The sequence below is a fragment of the Formosa sediminum genome, from assembly GCF_007197735.1.
GTDB lineage: Bacteria > Bacteroidota > Bacteroidia > Flavobacteriales > Flavobacteriaceae > Formosa > Formosa sediminum.
On sequence record NZ_CP041637.1, the window covers coordinates 1,665,955 to 1,686,825 of the forward strand.

Here is a 20,871-nt window from a genome sequence, read left to right on the forward strand (position 1 = left end):
CATTTGTTTTTACTTCTGAAAAAACTAAGTTGTATTAAGTAAGAGGTTATAATGTGTTTTAGTATCCGTCATTTTGTACCATATTTGCATTGGTGTCTATATCGTTTTGTGGAATTGGATATGCTAAACGATAATCCCCATAACTAATTGTAGATGTAAAGTTTTGTTGTAAAGATGTTTTTTCGATGTCTTGACCTGTACGCATTAAATCGTCAAACCTAAAACCTTCAAACATTAATTCTTTACGGCGTTCATCTAAAATAATATCTTTAGTGATAGTGCTTAAACTACCAAGACCTCTATTTGTTCTAATTGAGTTGATTTGTTCTAACCCACCTCCATTAGTTTCGTATAAGGCTTCAGCATAGTTTAAAATAATTTCTTCATAACGTACAAGAGGGATATTGTCTGAACCATTAATATCTGGATATTTGTATAAGTTACGAAGCATAATGCCTTCGTATCCTAGAATATCTGCTCTAACATCGCCTTCTTCAAATATCTCAATTACCTCGTCTAATACTTGTACATCACCATAACTACCGCTATCTCCAAGTCTGTAAATAAATCCTAAACTATTACTACCTAAGTTATCTGAACTTGTGTAAGCCAATTCGAAAATTGAATTAGATTGGCTACCGGCAGACCATGAGCTAACATAATTGTCTGCACTAATTATACTATATAAACCTGAATTAATAACAGCTTCTGAGGCCGCAATAGCATCACTCCACATTTCAAAGTAAATAGCCACTCTAGATTCTATTGCTTTAGCAGTATATTTAGACATCGTAATTTTAGAAGAGTCGTAGTAATTGTCGCTCATCATATCAAAAGCAGTTTGTAAGTCTGCCATTATAGAAGTTACATTAGACTCGTAGGTGTCTCTGCTTGGGTATAAATCGTCTCCTTTATATTCGGTTACATAAGGAATACCTAAAGTTCCCCCGGTATTCATTTGTCCGTATTGTTTTAGTAAATCAAAATGAACTAACGCTCTTAATGCATAAGCTTCTCCTTGTAAGTGGTATCCTTCTTCTAGTTCACTATCGTCTGTTGCTAAAGCAGTGATATCTTGAGCAATTATTACGTTTGCAATAGAAATAGCTTCGTAAGCTTCGTCATAAAAGAATCCTGTATTTGCGTTATATGCAAAAGAAGCTTCAGTTGTAAAACGTCCAGAGTTACCGTTAGAAAAACAGTTGTCTGTTCTAACTTCGTTATTTATGATGTAATCTCTACCGTAATAGCCGCTTTCTGTTAAGTATTCGTAAGCACCTAGCATTAATCCTGAAATATTATTTATAGAGTTAATACCATCTTCAACAGATTTATTTTGTTCTAAAGAAGGATCTAAGTCTTCTGTTGTACATGAACCTATAGTAAACATTAAGGTTACTATTGTCACTATTTTATATATGTATGTTATATTTCTCATAGTTTATTAAAAATTAATGTTTACACCAAAAATTAATGATTTGGTTGGAGGCGTTTCTAAACCAGTATATCCGTCTGCACTTATTTCAGGGTCATACTTTAAATAATCACTCTTAACCCATGTGTACGGATTGGTAGCTCTAACAAAAACACGAGCAGATTGTAACCCTACAATAGAATTTACAGAGTCTGGCAGGTTGTAACCAAACGTAATATCTTTAATTCTGAAATAGTCTCCATCATATAAGAATTTGCTGTTTTGTTGCCAAGGCGTGGTAGAGTAAGTCATTTTACCAAAACGTGTTTCGTCACCTGGTTGTTGCCATCTATCTAAAATAGCATCTACACCTTGGTAGTAAAGCGTTGTATATAGATCTGTACCATTAGTATATCTCGCCCAATCTTCGTAAACTTTGTGGCCTCCTGCATAATATGAAGATACGTTTAAGAAGAAATTGTAAGCTTCAATATTTAAATTAAAACCTGCTGTAAATGTAGGTAAAGCACTACCGCCTTGCCAAACTTGATTTGCCTCTGTGTAAACAGTTGTAGTTTCGCTTCCTTTTCCGTCTATATAATATAATTCTTCACCTGTTTGAGTGTCTACACCTGCAGAAGTTACCATGTACCATCCGTAAGCAGGATGTCCAGACTCGACTCTTTGTGTTGTACCACTTATAACAGTTTCTTCCCCAGAGTTGTCTTCGTACATTTTAACAACCTTATTTTCGTTTGTAGCAAGGTTTCCTCCAATTGAAATAAATACATTTTCTGAACGTAATATTTCTGCATTAAATTCAAATTCAAAACCTTTGTTTTCCATTTCTCCAACATTAGCAGTTTGTTCCTCGAACCCAGATGTAAAAGGTAAATCTACTTCTAGTAGCATGTCTTCTGTTCTTCTGTTATAGTAAGCAATCGTAGTTGTAAATCTATTATTAAAAAATCCTAGATCTACACCAAAATCTACAGCTTTAGAAGTTTCCCATGATAAACCTTCCGCTCCGAAGGTCTCTAAGTAAATGGCAGAACTTCCATTATAATCACCATCATATCCAAGAAGTGATTGGTATTGGTTTATATCAATATCTGCATTTCCAGTTAAACCATAAGACGCTCTAAGTTTTAATGTACTTAACCATGAAGAGTCTGCTAAGAATGCTTCTTTGTGAACGTTCCATGCAGCACCTACAGACCAAAAAGTTCCCCATCTGTTATCTGAATCGAATCTTGAATTTCCTTCTCTACGAATTGTAGTATCAAACACATATTTTCCTTGATATCCACTGTAGTGCATTAAACCTGTATAAGACGCGATAGCCCAATCTGTAAAATAAGAATTTGCAGTTGTTGGTGTACCAGCAGAGTTTAAATTTGTTAAACCGTCGTCTGCGAAATTTTCAGCATCGGCTTCAAGATAGTTATATCTGTTTTTTTGATATTCTTGTAATACTTTAAAATCTAAACTATGATCATCATTAATATTCAATAAATAATCTAAATTATTTTGGAATACATAATTAGTTCTCGTACTATTTGCTTGCCATCCGTATCCATTTGTAGAAGCTCCATCACCATCAATTCTATTACGGTATCTTTTATAGCTGTAAAGTTGTAAATCTATAGCTACAGTAGTATTAAATGTTAAGTTAGGTATTGGTAATTCCCACTTAAGTGAGTTGTTAGAAGAAATTCTAGTGAATTTAGAATCATCTATATCTTCCTGAGCAATTAAAAGTGGGTTTGGTAGCGATGTGTTTAAATTAATATTTCCTTCATCGTCATAAGGTTGATCTGTAGATGGCATAAAGAATTTTACAGCTCTTGGAGACGAAAAATAGGCGCTTGTTTCAAGTAAACCATCTTGGTATGAATAAGATCCAGAGTTTCTTGTTGAGAATGTAATCTTGTCTGAAAAATCTTTTGATAAGTTAACTTGTCCAGTAAACCTTTCAAAGTCAGAACCAATTACTGTTGCTTCTTGATCGTAATACCCAACAGAAGTAAAGAATGAATACGTTTCGTCACCTCCACTTGCAGATAAGTTATACTCCATTAAAGGGGCGTCTTTATTGGTAATAACATCTCCCCAATTTGCTTCTGGTCTGCCTGCTGCATTCCATGCAGTATAAACACCTCCGTCTAAATTGTTAGCTTCACTAAAAGCTTGGGCACCATCTAAGTCAAATCCATAAGTTTCTCCGTATGTATTGAAAACACCTTCGTAAAATAATATTTCTCTTTCAGCCCCTGTAAGCACTTGTGGGCCATCTACAGCGTCGTTAGAAAAACCGTAAGAGGAATTAAAATTGAATTGTGTTTTTCCGGATTTACCACTTTTAGTTGTGATAACAATTACACCATTAGCTCCTCTAGCTCCGTATGCGGCAGTTGCAGAAGCATCCTTTAGTACAGTAATACTTTCAACATTATTAGAGTTAATAGATGCTAAAGGAGAAAAAGAAGAACCTGAAGTCGTGCTATTTGCTGCCGTACTAGATACAGGAACACCGTCTATAACATATAAAGGTTCGTTACCTGCTGTTAATGAACTTCTACCTCGAATTCTAATATCTGTAGTGGATCCTGGAGTTCCAGAATTAACGTTAAAAGATAAACCTGCAACTTTTCCTTGAAGCACTTGATCTATAGTTGATACTGGAACTTGTTCAAAAACAGCATTATCTAACTGTACTGTAGAACCTGTAAGTTCTGTACGGCTGGTCTTGGTATAACCCATAAGTACAATTTCATCAAGAGCAGAAGCATCTTCTTCTAAAGTAACATTAATTATACTTGAAGTACCAACTAATTTTTCTTGTTTTTTAAAGCCAACAAAACTAAATGTTATGATTTCTCCAGGAGATGCAGTAATAGAATACTTTCCATCGAAATCTGTTGATGTTCCAGACGTAGAACCTTTAACCATAATGGTTGTTCCTGGCAGCGGTAATTCATCTGATCCTGTTACAATACCTGTAATTGTTTTTTGTTGTGCATGGATTATTTGCGCAACAAGTAGAAAAAGTGTTAAAACACTGAGTAATTTTTTTTTCATGTGGTTATTAATTAAATTAATTATTGCTAAAATCTTAATAATATATTAATAATACAATATGTTTTTTGTAGATTTTAAGATGACGTTAAGTTTTTGTTAAAAAAGCAACTATATGTGTTTTTTTATACGAACTGTTAAAAAAAGAATTTAAAAATTTTAAATTTGATAATGTTTAAACACTTTATTTATTCGGGTTTAGTGGCTTTTTTGTGACTCTATTGTTGAAATTGACAGATTTGTCTCTTTTTTTTAGAGATGAACGTTAAAAAAGAGTTAACGGTTGTGTTTTTATGATTAGATTTTAATGAATTAGATTGTAAATTCATGTCTAATTGATCCTGTAGTTTACGGGAAAATAGTTGGTTTTGGTGTAGTTTTTTATTTTTATAATTAAAACAAAATTTAGAACTGAATATGGATGAAGCTGTAAATTTAAAAGCCATTAATGTACAACATTAATGGCTTAAATTTATTTTTAATTATAAGGTTTGGTGAGCCAATTGGCTAAAAAATATGTTATGATTGGATTAATTAAATCTATACTTTTTGCGTATATAATTTTTAAACAGTAGGGAAGTCGTTACTAGCGGCGTTGTCTTAATGCTTCGTATAAAAATGCACCGCAAGCAACAGATACATTTAACGAACCAATTTCTCCTAATAAAGGTAGTTTAGCTTTTTCATCTACTAACTTTAATACCGATGGATTAATTCCTTTTCCTTCAGATCCCATAATAATGGCACAAGATTCTTTAAAAGAAACATCGTACATCAAATTATCTGTTTTTTCTGTAGCAGCAATAACTTTTATTCCAGAGGCTTGCATATAAAACATAGCATCTTTAATGTGGTCTACCTTACAGATTGGCATTTTAAAGACAGCACCGGCACTAGTTTTAATAGTGTCTCCATTTACAGGAGCACCACCCTTTTTTTGAATGATAATTCCATCTACACCTGTACATTCTGCTGTACGTATTATAGCTCCAAAATTTCTTACATCACTTAATTGATCTAAAAGTAGAAAGAGTGGAGTCTTTCCTGATTCTGTAACTTTTGTAACTAACTCTTCTATATCCCAAAACGTAATTGGAGCAATTTGTGCTACAACTCCTTGATGGTTTTTAGGTGATAATTTGTTTAGTTTTTCAACAGGAACATAAGAGAAGTTTATGCGTTGTTTACGTAATACACTTTCTAGTTCATGAGATAATTCTCCTTTCAACCCTTTTTGCACAAATACTTTATCTATATTTTCTCCAGATTGAATAGCTTCTATCACTGCACGAATACCAAAAATTTGAGTCTCTTTTTCCATGCACTAAAAGTACAATAATTTATGAATTTCTTATTGAAAATTTTTAGACATAAAAAAACAGTCAACTAATTAAAAAATTAATTGACTGTTTAATATATTAAACTATAAAGAATGTTTTACTTGTTATTAGTTAACATCCCAGAATAATTTAGTGGTTTGAGAATCTCCGCCAATAGCAGTAGAATCTGCACTCCAGTTAGTTTCGTTTAAGTTTTAATCAATTACTACACAAATGTAATTTAATTTAATATTTGTTTCATATAAAATTTTGTGATTTTTGAAACACCTATAATAGAATTTGTTAGTGTTTATGGGGGATTTATTAATTATTATTAGAATTTTAAGTGATTTTTTATAGTGTTAAAATAATCTTGTTTTTGATATTCAAAGTTATGTTTATGTGGAATCATTGTCTAATTTTTTTGTGTTGGCTTTTATAATCATATCTCAATTAGCATCAACTGAATTAAAATATCCATTTATCAATAGAGAAATATGTGTCATATCTAAAACCATTTTTTTTTGTATGTATACATTAACTTCAGGTTTGTTTTATTTTACATGAGTTATAGAATTTAAAACTTTTTGTTTTAAGTTGTAGGTTATTAATTTATTTTTCTGTTATATGATTACAATTATTTTGATTATTATTAGTAAAATGGTTTGTCAAGTTTTATGTCTTAATAATTTTTAAAATGTAAAAAGCCACCCTCTAGAGGTGGCTTTTAAAATGTTAAAATATCTGCTAAAAATTAGTATGCTTCTACTGTGTATATGTAACCATCTTCAATAGTAATAGTCGCAATTACATAAGTACCAGATGTATAATCTGTGTTGAACTCATTCATGGTGATAGAACCAGCTACTGAATCAAAGTATTCTTGACTCCAAGAAAATGTAAGAGGTACTTCAGCTCCAACATTATATTCAGATAAAGGGTTGTCGAATAAACTTATAATCACATAGTATAATCCATCAGGTAGACCAGATAACGTAGTTGATTCTGGACAAGATTCTGTTGCAGCACCATAGAAACCAGTATCTGTTAAGTTTTCGTCGTAAATATAAACATCAAAGTCTATTGCACAGAAATCTAAAGTTAAATCTGCACCTGTTCCACTAATCGTAAATGATCCCTCCCAATTTAATTCAAAATTTAATTGATCGTTAATATAATCATCATCAATAGTTATATCAATAGTATAATCATTAATATTAAGATTAGCTCTAGATTTTGCCGTTAACTCAATAGTCTCTGTTCCTTCTACATACGCATTGCTATAAATAGTTATGTAGCCAGTACCAGTAGTGTCTCCAGGACTTACAGTTATAGAAGTAGTTTCAAAATCATCACTATCTGCTTCACCACCAGTTTGTTCTAAGTCAATTATAGTAGTTACGGTTACAGGTTCGTTTAATGTGATATAATAAGGAATGGTGTAATCTCCAGATGTGTGAATATCAGATTCACTTACTGTGTAACTTTGAGACTCAGAAGTTACTGTAGCTCCTATTTTAGTGTATTCTATTATAGATTCGCCAGTATGGTCGTCACTGTCTTCACAAGACGTAAGAGCAATGCCACTTAAAGCAAATAAACAAAACGTTTTATATATATTTTTCATAATATTTAAGTTAAATTTTTAATTCTGTTATGAATTATTTTCTTACGTATTTAGACGTGTAAGTACCATTACCAAAAAATGCATCGGTATGTGTCATTTCAAGTATTCCTGCTTCTTGATCCCAAGTACCACCTGTAATACAGCCAATTCCATAGCCTCCACCTTCACAGTAATCTGGACCTCCAGCAGTAGCAGATGCATCTACAACACCTCCACAAGATACCGCAAAGCTACCGAAGTTTTGAATTGTTGTGTTTATAGTACAGAATTGTAATAATCCACCATCTGCTGTACTTGCATACCAAGTTCCGTCTGAGTTTTGACTGATTTCAACTTCAACTTCACTACTACATACAGAGTTTGTCATTACATAAGTACCAGTTAAATCGTAAGAACAGTTAATTGTTAATTGGAAACGTCCCATACTAGTGTTGTAAGTATAGATAGAACCGTCTGTTTTAAGTACTTTAATGATAAAGTTAAAGTAATCACCAATTCTTAAGTCTGATACAGATAAACCTAAGCCGTCTACGAACTCGTCTATAGTTGTGTATTCAATTGTAAAAGGTAAACTAGTAGAAGAGCCTATTAAAACTTCTTCTCCGCCGTTAAGAGATTTGTATGCTTGAATGCTTTCAATATCAAGCGCTGTGTCTCCGGATTGTTTAATTGTCGTTAACGTTAAATAGTTTTCAGAAAATTCTATAGATGCATCTTCTAAATCTACTCCTGATTCAGGAGAACCTAAAAGTGCTCCTGAAGATTTTGAACTTACATTAACAAGTACTCCAGCTTCGCCTTCAAGTTCAACAATGGTTTCGGTATCAGTTTCTTGACACGCTGTAAAACTAAGTATACTTAGCATTACAAAACAGATATATAATATATTTTTCATTTGTTTCATTTTAAATTAATTTTGCCACCAAAGTTCAGTTACTAAAGTATCTCCTCCAATTGCGTCTGCTGCTGCAGAGTAGTTTGCGTTATTTAGAGATTGTTCTGCTCCTGGGTAGTTATAACGCGTAGGGATAGTTGGTTGTACGGCATCAATAGCTAAAGGTAATTCTGGATATCCCGTTCTTAAATACTCAGCCCAAGATTCGTTTCCTTGCATATATAAAGCAACCCATTCTTGCTCTGCAATTTGCTTTAAACCTGTAGCGCCACCGCTATAAAATAAAGATAAGTCTCCTGTAGAAACTCCGTTGTCTGCACAAGAAGCTGTAATACCTTCAGCGTAGTAAGTTGCAGCGTCTCCAGAAATAAATCCTTTTTCTGCAGCTTCAGCCATTAATAATTTAACTTGTGCATAACTCATAAAGTAAGCTGGTTGTGTAGCTTCTAGGTATTTTTCTCCAATTAAAGATACATTGTTAGAATCTCCATAAATAGTTTCTCCAACATTTGCAATACCAGCTGGTTTACCTACGTAACCATTTCCAGATCCATTTCCGCCAACTTCTTGTGCGTATACTGCTAGTCTAGGGTCGTTACTCGCTAGCATATATTCTACTAAAGTTTCTCCTAAACACCACTCGTTAGTACGACCACCATCTACTAAACCTTCAAAATATGGGTTTGCATTTGGAGATGTTGATAAGAATGTCATTGCAGCTTGATCTGAATTGCTGGTAAATAATAAACCAGAATCTACTAAACTTTGTAATTCTGAAGCTACATTAAACCCGCTAGCATCAGCAGATACACGCATTAAAACTCTAAACTTTAAAGAAGCAGCAAAACGTTTCCAAGACATGTAGTCTCCACCATAAAGTAAATCTTGTCCTGCATCAATAGTTCCTGTGCCATCAATTAATGTCATTGCTTCATCAAGCATGTCTAAAATTCCTGCATAAACAACTTTACTGTCGTCGTAAACTGGAGTTGTATTACCTGTTGTAGATGCTTGAGTAGCTTCAGTAAACGGAACATCTCCAAAAGTATCTGTTAACAATTGAAATGCATAAGCTTTCATTACTAACGCTATACCTTGCATATCGTTATTTCCTTCTTCTTGAGCTAAATCATACATTAACGTCGCATTATTGATGTTAGAAACGTAGAATACATTCCAGAAATTTTCAATACTACCTTGGCGTGGTATGTATAATTCACTATCGTTATATACTGGTTTTCCTAAATGTTGTACCCAACAAGATGCAGATTCTCCAGCTAAGAAATAATTTTGAACTTCATTAGCAGAAGATCTTAAGATACCTGCTAATAGTAAGGTGCTCGGTACGGTAGCGGGATCATTAGGGTTGGTATTGATCTCCTCAAAATTTGTGTCACAACTGGTATTCATTACCAAAGTAGGTAACATCAATGCCAGTAAGAATATATATTTAAGTTTTTTCATTTTACTTTTAAGTTTTAAAATTTAACATTTAAGTTAATACCAATACTACGTGTAGAAGGTACTTGCGCATATTCTAAACCTTGTGCACCTGTACTGTTACTAAATGCAGATTCTGGATCGATGTTTGGTGCTTTTTTGTATAAGATGGCTAAGTTACGTACAGTTACACCTAATGATAATTGGTTAACTCCTGTGCTAGCCCATTTTTTTAATGGGAAATCATAGAATAAAGCTAATTCTCTCCACTTTACAAAAGATGCATCGTATACTGCTGCTTCTGCAATATTAGGTCCGTAAGTTGTTCCGTAGAATGTAGAAGCTGTTTGTACAACATCGTTAGCTACCCAACCGCCATTACCGTCAGATTTTACACCTTTACCAACAATACCAGTTTCTCTTCCAGGTAAAGTTTCTGCTAATACACCAGCATAGTTACCCCATGAGTTGGTTTGAGAATAAATATCTCCTCCCCATTTTACATCGAATAATGTAGAGAATCTGATGTTTTTGTAAGACATATCAATATTTAAACCTCCAGTCCAGTCTGGGTTAATGTTACCTAATACTTGGTAAGTAGGATCTTGTGTTGGTAAACCATTACTGTAAATAATTTCACCATCTTCGTTTCTTGCAAAAGCAGGACCGTAAATTGCACCTACGGCTTCACCTTCTTTTGCTTGAATATCTACATTCCATAATCCTCCTAAAACAATACTTCCATCGTTTGTTGTTGGATCGTCGTCAATATCTTGTGCTTTATTTCGGTTACGAGCAAAGTTTGCTGTAATTCCTAAATTAAACCCGTCTCCAGGATTTCTGATAATATCTGCGCCTAAAGTTACTTCAAAACCTTTATTTGTTAATGTAGCAGCATTATCCCAGAAATATAGGTTACCAGATGCTCCTGAAATTTCTTTTGCCATAATTACGTCAGAAGTTTCTTTGTCGTAGTAAGTGAAGTCTAAACGTAAGCGATTAGAGAATAATCTTGTATCAAAACCAACTTCAATTTCTTCGGTCGTTTCATTTTTAATATTAGGATTCCATAATGTTGTAGGAGAAGAGGCTACAGGAGTAGTTCCCCAAGCTGTACCAAATGAATAAGCTGGCTCTAAACTATATGGAGATAATGGTCCTGAGCTACCTACTTTTGCCCAACCTGCTCTTAATTTTAAGAATGAGTTGTTCATTCCAATCATATCACTTACAATTGCACTTAAGTTTGCTCCTGGGTAGAAGAAACTGTTTTTTGATGTAGGTAATACAGATGCCCAGTCATTACGACCTGTAAGATCTAAAAATACAACATCGTCGTAAGAGAATTGAGCAATACCAAATCCTGAATTAATTTTTTGATCTGTTTGTGTCTGTTCTAAACCAGGTGTTACACCATCTCTTGTATTAGAAATATTATATACATCTGGAACTTGTAATTCCGAAGCTTCCATGTATAAACGATGGTAATTATTAACCATAGATTGTCCTCCAATACTTAAGCTTGTATTGAATTTTTCTGTAAAATCTATATTGTAGTTTAAGATTGCTTGACTGTTAATTTCGTAACGTGTACGTTGTGTTTCTTCGTAAGAACCTCTTGTACTTTCATATGTACCAAAAGCTCTTCTAGAAGTGTCTAGAGAAGAGAAGTAATCGATACCTGTTTGTGCAGTTAAGCTTAAATCGTCTGTAATTTGATAAGTAATATTAACGTTACCTAATATTCTATTTCTATCAAATGTATTTGTATTGTTGTCTAAAGCCCAATATGGGTTGTTGTTGTATGCTAAGTTCCAGTTAATAGGTGTTGCAGTATCAGATCCTGAAGCATAACCTAAAGGTAGGTTTTCGTAATCTTTTAGAGCTTGGAAATCTACATTTCGACCACTCCATACTAATTGACCAATTTGGTTGTTAGCATCTCCATAACCTAAAGATGGTAAGTTGCTACTTTCTGTCTTAGTATAGTTTACAGATAGACCTACACTCCATTTGTCTGATAAATCAAAATTTAATTTACCACCAAAGTTGTATTTTCTTAAATCTGTATTATAAATAATACCTTTTTGGTCTGTCATACCCATAGAAACACGCCCGTTATAACCATCTCCACTTTTAGAAAAAGCAATGTTGTTATTTGTAGTAATCCCTGTTTCATAGAAGTTTTTAACGTTATCTGGATGAGATACCCATGGTTTTGCTTCACCATCAAAAGAATCCCATTGTATAAATTCGTATCCTACATCTAAAGGTGCACCCCAACTTTCGTCGATACCACCATCTCCAGTTACACCGTCTACATATTCAAAATACGTTGTATCAAATCCTTGTCCATAAGAGTTTTGATATTCTGGTAATACATAAGCATTTTCAAAACTTACATTACTAGAAATTTCAATACCTAATTGATCTGATTTTGTATTTCCTGATTTTGTTGTGATTACAATAACACCATTAGCTCCACGCATACCATATAATGATGTCGCAGCACCACCTTTTAAAACGTTCATAGAAGCGATATCGTCTTGGTTAATATCTGCTAAACCATTAGGTGTACTGTTTCCCCCAGATGATGAAGAGTTACCGTAGCTACTGTTGTCTAATACAACACCATCTACAATAATTAAAGGTTGTGTATTACCACTAATAGATGAAATACCACGAATAACAATTCTACTTTCAGAACCTACAGCTCCAGAAGCGTTTGTTACGTTTATACCAGCTACTTTACCACTTAAAGAGTTTACTACGTTTGCATCTCTAACAGTTACAAGTTGTTCTGAAGATACTTCTTGAGATGAATACCCTAATGCTTTTTCATCTCTTTTAATACCTAATGCAGTTACAACAACTTCATCAAGTTCTGATAAATCTTCAGTCATTGTTAAATTAATAGTTGTTGAAGTTCCAACTGTAATTGTTTTTGATTTGTATCCCATAAATGAGAATGATAACACATCTCCACTTGATGCAGATAATGAATAGTTACCGTCAAAATCAGATTGTGTACCTTGAGAGGTACCTTTAATAATAATGTTAACCCCAGGGAGAGGTAGGCCGGCTTCGTCCGAAACAGTCCCTGAAATTAATTTTTCTTGTGCAAATGTTAGTTGCACAACAAACGCTAGAAACAGCGTTAGAATTCCACTAAACTTTGTTTTCATTTTTATTTAATTTGAATTAGTCGATAACTAAAGTGATAATTAAATGTTAATAAAACAATAATAAATTCTTAAAATTTAAAATATATGTGGTTTTTTGTGTAGAAATTAATAAAAGACATATTTATTAACAAATATTTCGAAAATACCTTAATGTTTTTTTCAAGTTCACAACAGTTTTTTTAGTGTAAAAAGTTGTTTTTTTAAAATATTTGTTTTTCAAATTTTATTTATGACACGATTGTCAGTTTTTTTTTGTCTTTTTTATTTTAAATGTTTTTTAGAAAGTTTTGGTATAAATAAAGCCTTGTGTAGATAAAACTACACAAGGCTTTTATAAATTTAACTTATTAAAAAATCTAAAGTATGTAAGATTAGTTAATAAACGGGTTATTTTGAATTTCTGATTGAGGTATATCTAAAGTTAACCTATCATCATCAGAAGATATTGTTTGATTTGGGTAAGTTAGGTGGTTACTTCCTAGTGTAATATCGTAATTGTTACGTTTCATTAACAAGTAGCTTTTTCCTTCTCCCCAAAATTCTATACGAGTTTGTAAAATAATTTCGTCTAATAAAGCATCACCACTTAATTGATCTACATAAGAAGTATCATCTAAACGTTCTTCTAATAATGTTTTAAGAGCAGATTTTGCAGTTGCTTCGTCTCCTGATTTTGCAGCAGTTTCAGCATATAATAAATACATTTCATCTATACGCATGTATAAATAATCTGTTTCAATATTACGTTGTCCTCCTACAACTCTATCTGGAGCATAAAATTTATTAATTGGGTATAATTGCCCGTCACCATATGCGTTAACAAATTGTCCTTTTCTAACATCGTTGTCAGGAATTGCAGCATATAATTCGTCGTTAATGATTTTAGGATCTCCAGCCCAAGCATAACTGTAAGTAAATAAATCTACTTGACCCCACCAAGATACTAAATCTAAGTCTGATGCAATTGTAATATCTGTACCCCAAATCCAAGCGCTAGTTGTAACATCGTTAAAACCACCAACGGCTTCAGTTTCGCTTACAATACTAGCTCCAGAGCTTAAGATAGCATCTGAACTCGCTTGTTTTGCTAAGGTGTTTTCTCCCATTGCAGCATAAGCATAAGCTAAAAGACCTTGAGCTACTGTTTGATTAATGTAAGATTTAGATGCTCTGCTAAAACCTTCTAAGTTTTCTATAGCATATTTTAAATCTTCTACAATTAATGCGTAAACATCTGCTGTAGTACTTAGTGGTTGATTGTCTTGAGATAATGATGTGTAAATTGGTAAAATCTCTTCTGTAGGATTGTATGATGTAGAAAATAAGTTAGCTAAATAAAAATAAGCGTAAGCACGCATTGCACGTGCTTGAGCAAATGAATATATAGCTTCAGATCCCGCTTCTAATTCAGCATCATTTCCGACGTAACGATCAATTACAGAGTTTGCACCATTAACAATACGGTAATAGTATCTCCATGGCTTGTAGTTATCATTATCTGTAAAATCTATAGTAGATTGCATTTCTGAAATTCCAGAATACCATCCATAATTTAATCCTCCTAATACCATATCTCCAGATAACATATCGCTGTAAATATCATATCCTTTTTGACCGAAATCATCATGGTCTAAATCTGTACCTCCAGAACCTGTAACATACATGTTTTCGTAATTACCTCTTAGAATAGCTTCTGATAATTCTGGGTAATTTGGTGAAATTTCTGCAATTTCTTCATCAGACATAAATTCTGATGGATCTTTTTCAAGGAAATCATCACTACAACTTACAGCAGTAGTTAATGTGGCTCCTAATAGTAAATATATTATTTTCTTCATTTTTCTTATTTTTTTAGAATCTAACATTAAGACCTAGAGTAACTGTTGTTAATGGTGAGTAGCTGTATGTGTCTGAAACTCCAGTTTCTGAAGAAGAAGGATTAAATCCGTCTCTTTCGCTCCATAATGCTAAATTATCTCCTGTTAACGATAAAGTGAAGTTAGACATTCCCATTCTTTTTACAAATGTATCTGGAATAGAGTATGCTAAACGGATGTTATTTAAGCTTAAGTAATCTGCTTTTGTGATAAATCTAGTAGATGTAGCATTAACATTCTGGTCTAAATTACTTGATAATCTTGGAATATCTGTAATGTCTCCAGGTTGTTGCCATCTGTCTCTAATATCTGTATGCCAATTATTTCCACCTACCTGAGTATTACTCATTAGTCCTGCATAAGCAGCATCATAAGCGTAACCACCAATAGAGTATAAGAATTGTACATTAAGTTGGAAACCTTTATAGCCTGTAGCTAAATTAAATGCACCTCTAATATCAGGAATGATAGATTTGTTGACAAATTTTTGTGTTGCATCTGAATATGTGGTTGTTGTAGTTTGAGATATTTCTCTATCTGGATATAAATCTTGATATTCAGTTAAAGATGAAATTCCTTCATCAGTATCTACAATACCGTTACCGTTTCCGTCATAGAAATATTGGTTCCATAATGCTTGACCAGTTTGAGAGTCTACACCAGCCCATTCACGTACGTAAAAGTCGTAAATAGAGTGGCCTTCAGCTCTACCGTATCGATCGTTAATATCTAATAATTTTTCTTCTCCTGTTGCGGGATCTATAGGCATACGTGTTAATTCGTTAGAAGTAATTTCTCCGTTAAGACCTAAATCAATGTAGAAATCTTTTGATTTTACTAAGTGTGCAGTAACATCGAATTCTAAACCAGATTCTCTTAAAGCACCATCATTTACTTGAATAAGTGCATAACCAATAGATGGACCTACACGTCTATCAAAAATTAAGTTATCTGTATCTTTAATGTAATAATCTACACTAGCGTCTATATATTTTCCTAAAGAAAATTCAATACCTGCTTGAAATTGATCAGATACTTCCCATTCTAAATCAGGGTTACCTTTAGTATCAAAAATTAAAGTAGGCTCATCATCTAAGTTTCCTACAGTATATAAATCGTTTCCAGAGTAGTAATCTACACCACCTTGGTCTCCAACTTTACCGTAACTTGCTTTTAACTTTAAGAAGCTAAAGATGTTTTGGTTAGACATAAAGTCTTCGTTAGACATTACCCATGATGCTCCAACAGAACCAAAAGTACCCCATCTGTTACCTTCTTCAAATCTTGAAGATCCGTCACGTCTTAATGTACCAGATACGAAGTACGTATCGTTATAGTTGTAGTTTACTTGTCCGAAGAAACTCTCTAAAGAATAACTTTGTGTATACGAAGACATGTTAGATTGGACTACAGCGTCATTAAAGTCTGTACTATTAGGATCTGTTAAATATGATTTTGAGCCAAATAAGTACTCTGTTTCCCAGTCGTTAGCTTCGTGAGCAAGAAGTGCATCAAAAGTATGACCGTTAAATTTTTTCTTATATGTTAACATATTTAATAAGTTGTAAGAGAAAACATCTGTTCTTTCTTTGTATATAGATCCATTTTGAGAAGCACTAGGTCCGTAGTATGGCCCGTCTTGGCTGTTGTAATTGCTGTTTTTGTAATTCCATCCAAATTTATTGATTAATTTAAAATCATCTGAGAATGAAATGTCAATACTCGCATTACCGTTTAATTCGTGTACAACATCGTTAGAAATAGAGTTGTGGGCATCACTAATTGCATTTGTTAATCCGCCGAATCCACGATTTTCACCGTAATCGTATACATAACCACCGTAGTATGGGTCTTCAATTTTATTACCAGCATCATCTCTTAAGAATAATGGGTAGATAGAAGGAATGTTATCTACAAACCAGAATACAGATCCAGAGTCTTCAGACTGACCTCCATTGTTAGTTTCTGAATTTGTGTAACCAATGTTTAAGTTACCAGATAACCAATCTTTTGCTTCGTGATCTATGTTCGCTCTAACCGAGTAACGTTCGAAGTCTGAGTTTATTGAGTACCCTACATCATTTAAATAACCAAAAGAAGTGAAGTATCTTGTTTTATCAGATCCACCACTAATCTTTACGTTAGCTTCAGTTCTGTTAGACTCTTGGAAAGCGTAATCCTCCCAGTTTTCTGGATTGTATTTACGTGTTACACCATCTCTTACTTTCCCTGTTACTGGATCAATTAATTCTGAACCATCAGCAACATTCCACATGTTGTATTCTGTAGCAATACCAGAGCTGCTAAATAAATTATCGTTAGCGTATGTAATTCCATCATTACCTAAAATGTTTCCTCTGTTTTTTAAAGCTTCGTGGCTAATTTCAATATACTCTTCTGGAGAAGAAATTGTTGAATAGCGAGGTAAAGCGCTAAAGTTTTGACCAGTTTTTAAGTCAACTTCAATTTCAGAATCGTTTTTAGATCCTTTTTTAGTGTTAATTACAATTACCCCATTTGCACCTCTAGAACCATAAATTGCTGTTGCAGCTGCATCTTTTAAAATTGTTGTTGATTCGATGTCGTTAGGGTTAATAGAGTTTATAGAACCTGTGTAAGGTATACCATCCAATACATATAAAGGCTCTCTGTTTCCGTTAAGAGAACCAAAACCTCTAATACGTACTGTGGCATCTTCACCTGGTTGTCCGCTTGTGTTTATTACACGTACTCCGGCAGCTTCTCCTGCTAAAGCTTGAGAAACGTTAGATACAGCTTTACGGCCTAAAGCTTCACTGTCAATTTGTGTTGCTGTACCAGTAAATGAACGTAGTGTTGAAGTTCCGTATCCTACAATAAGGACTTCATCTAGTTCAGCTAGATCTTCTATTAACGTAACGTTAATTGTTGTTGAAGCACCAACTTGCTTCTCTATAGTCTTATAGCCCATATACGAAAAAGATATAGTGCTGTTTGATTCTGCAGAAATTGAATAATTTCCATCAAAATCCGATTGAGTACCTTGTGAAGTACCTTTAATAATAATGTTAACCCCAAGGAGCGGTATGCCGTTTTCATCGGAAACCGTACCCGAAATTTGTTTTTCTTGTGCAAAAGTTAATTGCACAACAAATGCTAGGAAAACCGTAAGAATTCCTCTAAACTTTGATTTCATTTTTAGTAATTTTGAATTAGTCGGCGGCAAAACTCCTAATAAAAAGTTAACTAAACAATAAATAAACATTAAATTTTATCATTCGTTTAGTTTTAACATATTTCGAGGTACTATATGCTAAAAAGAAGTTGTTAAACTTAGATGAATCTTTGCATTATCAATACTGAAGGGTTGTTTTTCTGTTTTTCCATTGGCATATATTAATTTTAATAGTCCTGCGTTTGTGAATAATGCAAAACCGACTCCAAAAGAGATTAATTTCTCTTTTAGTAGACTAATTTTGTTCTCAAAGTAGGAAAAATCTGTAATTGTATTGATGTACATGGTCGAATTCAGTTGGTATCTGTATTCTAAATTTAACACACTGTATAAATTTGCGGTTAAACTGTTTTCTTCAAAACCCCGTATAGAATTTATACCACCAAAGTATAATAACTCGTTTTCTAAAAAACTATCAGAATGTAATACTCCTGCTGTAAGGCGTGAAAAAATACTATTGTTATAATTAAGGTAAAAAGTATGGTAAAGTTCTGTATTAATTAGTATTTGGTTTTCTTTTGTGTTCTCATATGTTCTTGGGCCAAAACCAGTTTCTATATTGGCATAAGACTTCGTAGGAAAAAATGTATTTTCTATAGCGGTATTTATAAAGTTATATTCAAATTGATAAAATGTGGATTTGTAATCGTTTATAGTGCTGTTTGTTGTGGTTTCTAGTAAGTTGCTAGATTGTGTAGAAGATAGGCCTGCAAATATTTTATGCGCAGGATTAATTTGGTAATACAGTTTTAAAGATTGGTCAACGGTAGAAAATGTGGAGTCTTTTTTAAAAATGTTTAATTCTAAATCTGTCCCAATAGGAGTGTTAAAAATATACGGGACATCAATGTTAACATTGAATGTTTTTTGTTCGCTTTCATCACTTCTATATAAAAGTTTTAATGTTTCTCCATAATTTAAGTTATTTCTGAAAAGCATATCAACATAGCCACTAAATTCTAATTTGTTAGTGTCTTCATTTGTTGCAAAGCCAATATAGCCATCAAAGTTATTACTTTTTTGTTTTTCTACATATATATATAATGTAGTTGAATCTTTAGTAAAAAGAACTTCGGGGTCGCGTATTAGATTTGCAAATGTTAATTTGTTTATTTGATTTGTTTGTTTTAAAATATTAGTCATGTTAAAAAGGTTGTCCTTTTTTAGTTTGGAGTAATACTTTATAAATTTCTTTGGAAATTTTTCATATCCTTTTATTACAATTATATCTAGATGTCTAGCTTTTTCTTCTTGTGATGTTTTTAATTTTGCTATAACACTATCATTTTCTATTTTAATATCTTCAAGTTTTAAAGTTGTAAATGGTAAACCGTGTTCAGCAAGTTTAGCATTTAAAGATTGTAACGTGTATTCTAAATCGTTAAATTCTATTTTTAAAAGATGCTTTCCTGTATTAGTGGTATAGGGGTTTAAAATGTCTTCATTTATAGTTTCCAGATTATACCTTATATATATATAGTTAAATTTCTTATTTAGATTAATAAGCGTTTCAACTGTAGAATCATTCAGTTTTTTACTTGATTTAATTTCGTGTTCAAGGTATCCCAGTTTACCTAACTTTATTCCAAGGGTATCAATGCTGTTTAAAATCGACTTAAAATTAGTGTGTGTGTTTTGATAGCCAATTGTATCTATAATTTGGGTTTCTTGATTTGTTTTGCCATATATGTTTAATATTAAATTCTGGCACAGCACGTTAGAAGTTGTGAGTGTAAGTATAATTAGTACTAAAATGTTTCTGTACACTAGTATTTTGTTTTATGGAGTTGTAAAACTAACGGAAAAAGTAAAGTAATAATATGTTATCAAGAATAAAAGTTAAATTCTATTGAAAATTAATTGTTTAGGGTTTGAAAAATAAAAATAAATTCTTACATTTGCAGCCCTCTAAGAAGAGGATATTTTATAAATTTTATAGAAAATATGCCAACAATTTCACAATTAGTACGAAAAGGAAGAGCCAAAATAACCAAGAAGAGTAAATCGGCTGCTTTAGATTCGTGTCCTCAAAGACGAGGGGTTTGTACGCGTGTTTACACTACTACACCTAAGAAACCTAACTCTGCAATGCGTAAAGTAGCAAGGGTTAGATTGACTAACGGTAATGAAGTAAATGCATACATCCCTGGTGAAGGTCACAATTTACAGGAGCACTCGATAGTATTGGTTAGAGGTGGAAGGGTAAAAGATTTGCCAGGAGTTAGATATCATATCGTTCGTGGTGCCTTAGACACAGCAGGTGTTGCAGGTAGAACACAACGTAGATCTAAGTACGGTGCAAAACGCCCTAAGAAGTAATTAAAATCTTTTAAAGAAAAGACATGAGAAAAAGAGCAGCAAAAAAGAGACCGCTTTTACCAGATCCACGTTTTAACGATCAGTTAGTAACTAGATTCGTAAACATGATGATGTGGGATGGGAAGAAATCGGTAGCTTTTAAGGTATTCTACGATGCAATTGATATTGTAGACTCAAAAAAGACAGACGAAGAAAAAACAGCTTTAGAGTTATGGAAAGATGCGTTATCTAACGTTATGCCTCACGTAGAAGTACGTAGTCGTAGAGTAGGAGGGGCTACATTCCAAATTCCAATGCAAATTCGTCCAGACAGAAAAGTTTCAACAGCAATGAAATGGCTAATTAGCTTTTCACGTAAAAGAAACGAAAAATCTATGGCACAACGTTTAGCATCTGAAATTTTAGCAGCAGCTAAAGAAGAAGGTGCAGCTGTTAAGAAAAGAGTTGATACTCATAAAATGGCAGAAGCAAATAAAGCATTCTCACACTTTAGATTCTAAATA

Annotated in this window: 12 protein-coding genes; 2 read left to right on the forward strand and 10 right to left on the reverse strand. The window is 33.0% G+C overall.

What is annotated here, in order from left to right; translation table 11 throughout:
• Positions 1 to 58 precede the first annotated feature (58 nt).
• The 10 genes from FNB79_RS07250 to FNB79_RS07295 all read right to left on the reverse strand — a co-directional run bounded on the left by FNB79_RS07250 (position 59) and on the right by FNB79_RS07295 (position 19,816).
• Positions 59 to 1,438, reverse strand: coding sequence for a RagB/SusD family nutrient uptake outer membrane protein (locus tag FNB79_RS07250; protein WP_143380683.1), 1,380 nt, complete (start codon positions 1,436 to 1,438; stop codon positions 59 to 61).
• A gap of 6 nt (positions 1,439 to 1,444) precedes the next feature.
• Positions 1,445 to 4,495, reverse strand: coding sequence for a SusC/RagA family TonB-linked outer membrane protein (locus FNB79_RS07255; protein WP_143380684.1), 3,051 nt, complete (start codon positions 4,493 to 4,495; stop codon positions 1,445 to 1,447).
• Positions 4,496 to 5,078: 583 nt separating this feature from the next.
• Entirely contained in the window at positions 5,079 to 5,813 is a 735-nt protein-coding gene (gene rlmB / locus FNB79_RS07260) for a 23S rRNA (guanosine(2251)-2'-O)-methyltransferase RlmB (RefSeq protein ID WP_143380685.1), read from the reverse strand.
• Between the two features lie 752 nt (positions 5,814 to 6,565).
• Complete coding sequence (locus FNB79_RS07265; RefSeq protein WP_143380686.1) at positions 6,566 to 7,438, reverse strand: hypothetical protein; 873 nt, start codon at positions 7,436 to 7,438, stop codon at positions 6,566 to 6,568.
• Positions 7,439 to 7,472: 34 nt separating this feature from the next.
• Positions 7,473 to 8,333, reverse strand: coding sequence for a hypothetical protein (locus FNB79_RS07270; protein WP_143380687.1), 861 nt, complete (start codon positions 8,331 to 8,333; stop codon positions 7,473 to 7,475).
• A 15-nt stretch (positions 8,334 to 8,348) separates the two neighbouring features.
• The gene (locus FNB79_RS07275) at positions 8,349 to 9,797 is read right to left on the reverse strand and encodes a SusD/RagB family nutrient-binding outer membrane lipoprotein (RefSeq protein WP_143380688.1); all 1,449 of its coding nucleotides are present in this window, start codon (positions 9,795 to 9,797) and stop codon (positions 8,349 to 8,351) included.
• Between the two features lie 14 nt (positions 9,798 to 9,811).
• A complete protein-coding gene (locus FNB79_RS07280; protein ID WP_143380689.1) occupies positions 9,812 to 12,958 on the reverse strand; it encodes a SusC/RagA family TonB-linked outer membrane protein in 3,147 nt (1,048 codons plus the stop codon).
• Between the two features lie 371 nt (positions 12,959 to 13,329).
• Positions 13,330 to 14,796 (reverse strand): RagB/SusD family nutrient uptake outer membrane protein, encoded by a 1,467-nt coding sequence (locus tag FNB79_RS07285; protein ID WP_143380690.1) that lies wholly within the window; start codon positions 14,794 to 14,796, stop codon positions 13,330 to 13,332.
• Between the two features lie 13 nt (positions 14,797 to 14,809).
• The gene (locus FNB79_RS07290) at positions 14,810 to 18,010 is read right to left on the reverse strand and encodes a SusC/RagA family TonB-linked outer membrane protein (RefSeq protein WP_143380691.1); all 3,201 of its coding nucleotides are present in this window, start codon (positions 18,008 to 18,010) and stop codon (positions 14,810 to 14,812) included.
• Between the two features lie 117 nt (positions 18,011 to 18,127).
• On the reverse strand, positions 18,128 to 19,816 hold the full coding sequence (locus FNB79_RS07295) for an outer membrane protein assembly factor (RefSeq protein ID WP_246073345.1): 1,689 nt from the start codon (positions 19,814 to 19,816) through the stop codon (positions 18,128 to 18,130).
• Between the two features lie 177 nt (positions 19,817 to 19,993).
• On the opposite strand from FNB79_RS07295, the gene rpsL reads away from it, so the two are divergent.
• Together rpsL and rpsG are read left to right on the forward strand one after the other, a co-directional pair.
• On the forward strand, positions 19,994 to 20,368 hold the full coding sequence (gene rpsL / locus FNB79_RS07300; protein ID WP_057783973.1) for a 30S ribosomal protein S12: 375 nt from the start codon (positions 19,994 to 19,996) through the stop codon (positions 20,366 to 20,368).
• Between the two features lie 23 nt (positions 20,369 to 20,391).
• Complete coding sequence (gene rpsG / locus FNB79_RS07305) at positions 20,392 to 20,868, forward strand: 30S ribosomal protein S7 (protein ID WP_038527271.1); 477 nt, start codon at positions 20,392 to 20,394, stop codon at positions 20,866 to 20,868.
• Positions 20,869 to 20,871 lie beyond the last annotated feature (3 nt).

Excerpts from the sequence above, each read along its gene's own strand:
- FNB79_RS07250 (WP_143380683.1), bottom strand. The coding sequence starts at position 1,438 with ATGAGAAATATAACATACATATATAAAATAGTGACAATAGTAACCTTA.
- FNB79_RS07255 (WP_143380684.1), bottom strand. The coding sequence starts at position 4,495 with ATGAAAAAAAAATTACTCAGTGTTTTAACACTTTTTCTACTTGTTGCG.
- rlmB (WP_143380685.1), bottom strand. The coding sequence starts at position 5,813 with ATGGAAAAAGAGACTCAAATTTTTGGTATTCGTGCAGTGATAGAAGCT.
- FNB79_RS07265 (WP_143380686.1), bottom strand. The coding sequence starts at position 7,438 with ATGAAAAATATATATAAAACGTTTTGTTTATTTGCTTTAAGTGGCATT.
- FNB79_RS07270 (WP_143380687.1), bottom strand. The coding sequence starts at position 8,333 with ATGAAAAATATATTATATATCTGTTTTGTAATGCTAAGTATACTTAGT.
- FNB79_RS07275 (WP_143380688.1), bottom strand. The coding sequence starts at position 9,797 with ATGAAAAAACTTAAATATATATTCTTACTGGCATTGATGTTACCTACT.
- FNB79_RS07280 (WP_143380689.1), bottom strand. The coding sequence starts at position 12,958 with ATGAAAACAAAGTTTAGTGGAATTCTAACGCTGTTTCTAGCGTTTGTT.
- FNB79_RS07285 (WP_143380690.1), bottom strand. The coding sequence starts at position 14,796 with ATGAAGAAAATAATATATTTACTATTAGGAGCCACATTAACTACTGCT.
- FNB79_RS07290 (WP_143380691.1), bottom strand. The coding sequence starts at position 18,010 with ATGAAATCAAAGTTTAGAGGAATTCTTACGGTTTTCCTAGCATTTGTT.
- rpsL (WP_057783973.1), top strand. The coding sequence starts at position 19,994 with ATGCCAACAATTTCACAATTAGTACGAAAAGGAAGAGCCAAAATAACC.
- rpsG (WP_038527271.1), top strand. The coding sequence starts at position 20,392 with ATGAGAAAAAGAGCAGCAAAAAAGAGACCGCTTTTACCAGATCCACGT.